1 protein-coding gene and 2 pseudogenes are annotated in these 2753 nt (G+C 73.6%); 1 reads left to right on the forward strand and 2 read right to left on the reverse strand.

Annotated elements, in window-relative coordinates:
- The coding region (locus L1885_RS26740) for a carboxylate--amine ligase (protein ID WP_235799736.1) at nt 1-1216 on the reverse strand (1216 nt) is incomplete at its 3' end.
- Between the two features lie 166 nt (nt 1217-1382).
- Between L1885_RS26740 and L1885_RS29520 the strand changes: the two are divergent.
- A pseudogene (locus tag L1885_RS29520) lies at nt 1383-2633 on the forward strand (glycoside hydrolase family 26 protein); the annotation flags it as partial.
- Here L1885_RS29520 and L1885_RS29470 read toward each other — a convergent pair.
- Nucleotides 2522-2753: pseudogene (locus L1885_RS29470) on the reverse strand (hypothetical protein); the annotation flags it as partial. The pseudogenes L1885_RS29520 and L1885_RS29470 overlap by 112 nt on opposite strands.

Here is a 2753-nt window from a genome sequence, read left to right on the forward strand (position 1 = left end):
CGGCGGGCCTGAGGTCGTCGGCGGCGAACCAGGCGGACTCGACGCGCCGCCGGGCGACGGCGGGCGGCCTGCCTTCACCGGGTCCGCCTCCCGCGCCCGGTCCTTCGCCGCCGCCCTCGCCGTCCGCGGGCCCGGTGCGCGGCCGGAGGGCTCCGGCCAGGGACGCGGCGAGCGACAGCAGCGCGTAGTTCTCCACCACGAAGGACCGGCCGTGCGCCGGTTCGTGCGTCGGGACCCGCCGGCCCGTCAGGTCCAGGTGCAGCGCCCGTACGACGTCGAGTCCGGCGCGGTCGGTGAACAGCCGGAACTGGGCGCCGGGCCGGGGGTTGAAGTCCAGCAGGTGGTAGGCGCCGGTGCCCGGGTCCCGGCGGAAGTCGAGGTCGAGGATGCCCCGGTAGCCGAGTTCCTCGACGAGGCGCCGGGCCGCCGTCTCGACGTCCGGGTTGGGCAGCCACCGGCCGACGGCGGTGAGGCCCGCGTCCACCGGCCACGAGCGCTCCTTGCGCCCGGTGGCGGCGAGCGGGCACGTCCCGTCGCGGCCCGCGTACCCGTGGAAGAACCAGTCGAGGCCGCGCCCGGGCGGCAGGAACTCCTGGACGATCAGCCGGCTGCCCGCCTCGGCGGTCCGCGCGTGCAGGTCGCGGGCCTCCCGTTCTGAGCGCAGGAGGCGGGTGGAGCGCAGGCCGGAGCCCGGCGGGAGCAGCCAGGGTCTGCTCCACTTGGCGACGGCGGGCCGGCCCAGCGAACGCACGGCGGCGGCCGCCTCCCCGGCGCTGTCCGGGAGGAGGGTGCGCGGGTGCGGCAGGCCGAGCGCGGCGCAGACCGCGGCGAGTTCTGCCTTGTCGGCGACCTGCTCGGCGAGCCCGGGGGGCTGCTCGGGCAGCAGGTAGCGCCCCGCGAGGGCGTCGCCGAGCCGGCCGGTGGCGAGCGCGCTGACGTCGTCGAGCGGGATCAGCACGGCGGGCCTGCCGACGAGGTCGGAGACGGTCAGCAGCAGCCGGCGGACGCCCGCGAGGTCGGTCGTGCCCGGGGGGCGCACGTGGGCGGTGCGCAGGTGCCGGGAGCGGGCGACGGGGCTGTGCGGCGACTCGATGACGGCGTGCACCTCGATGCCCGCCCGTCCCAGGGAGCGGACCGCGCCGAGGGTGCCGTGGTGGAAGGGGTTCGGATCGAGCCGCACGAGAACGGCCGGTGTCGTGGTGTCAAAGGCTGGCACGAGGTGTCCTCTTCATTCCGATGACCCATCAGAGGGATGAAATGCACGAACGGTCTACTGGGACGCGGGGCCGGATTCCCGTTCGGCGCAATAGAAATACTTTGTGATCAGCGTGACCACGGAATGCCCGCGGCCACGGGAGCGGTCCACCAGCCGAGGAGCAGCCATGGCCCCTTCACGTCGTCGTCTCGCGGTCACGTGCGTGAGCACCGTCATGGCGGGGTTCCTCGCCACCGCGGCCGCGCCGCCCCCGCCGTCCCCCACCGCCGTGCCGCCGGCCCCGCAGTCCCCCGACTCGCCGGGGCCAGGCGCCGCGGGAAAAGGCACCGCCGCACGGGGCACGGCCGAGAATGAGGCCGCCGGAAAGGGCACCACCGGAAAGGGCACGGCCGAGAATGGCACGGCCGCAAAGGGGACGGCCGCGGAAGACACGCCGTCGGACGCATCGAAACCGCCGCCCGCCGCGCACCCCGCATTCGGCACGTTCACCGATTCCGGCGTCCAGGGCGTCCGGGACATCGCCCGTACGCAGAAATGGCTCGGCGGCACGGAACTACGGGTGGGACACACATATCTGCCCGGCGGCACGTGGTCGGACATCGAGGGCCAGGTGGACTTCCTCGGCGACTGGGCGCGCTGGAAGCAGGCGCGGGCCGGCCGGCTGTTCGTCCTCAACGTGCCGATGCTCGACGACAACGAGGGCCACATCCCCGACGGGCAGGTGCGCGCGAAGCTGCGCCAGGGCGCGGCCGGCGCGTTCGACGCGCACTACCGCACGCTCGCGCAGCGGCTCGTGGACCTCGGTGTCCCGGACGCGGTCGTCGTGCTCGGCTGGGAGATGAACGGCACGACCTACACGGGCCGGTGCGGCCCCGACCCGGCCGCGTGGAAGGCGTACTGGAAGAGGATCGTCACCGCGATGCGGGCGGTGCCCGGGCAGAAGTTCGCCTTCGACTTCGCGCCGAACCGCGGCACGGACGCGATCGCCTGGACGAAGTGCTACCCCGGGGACGACCTCGTCGACGTCCTCGGCATGGACTCCTACGACCAGCCGCCCGGCCGCACGTTCGAGGAGGAAATGAACGAGCCCTACGGGCTCAAGGCGCACGTGGACTTCGCGGCGGCGCACCACAAGCCGGTCTCCTACCCGGAGTGGGGGCTCTTCCGCAACGGCGACGATCCCGCGTACATGAGCGCGATGCTGAAGTGGATCGACACGTACAAGCCGCTCTACAACACGCTGACCGACTACTGCCCGCACGGTGTGTGGCAGTGCTCCTCGAACCCCGAGTCGGCGAAGGTGTTCCGGGACGCGCTGTACGGACGGGGCGCCGACCCGATCGACCCGCCGACCGAGCCGACCGAGCCCACGCAGCCCACCGAGCCCACCGATCCGAGCGCGCCGCCGACCTCGACGATCTCGTCGGTGTCGGTGGTGGCGAGCGCGATCGGCACCGCGTCCACCCCGCCGAACTGCTTGAAGAGGATGGCCTTGCCCTCCATCACGGGGAGGGAGGCCTCCGGGCCGATGTCGCCG

It is taken from the genome of Streptomyces fuscigenes (assembly GCF_021556455.1).
In the GTDB taxonomy this organism is placed as follows: Bacteria; Actinomycetota; Actinomycetes; order Streptomycetales; family Streptomycetaceae; genus Streptomyces; species Streptomyces fuscigenes.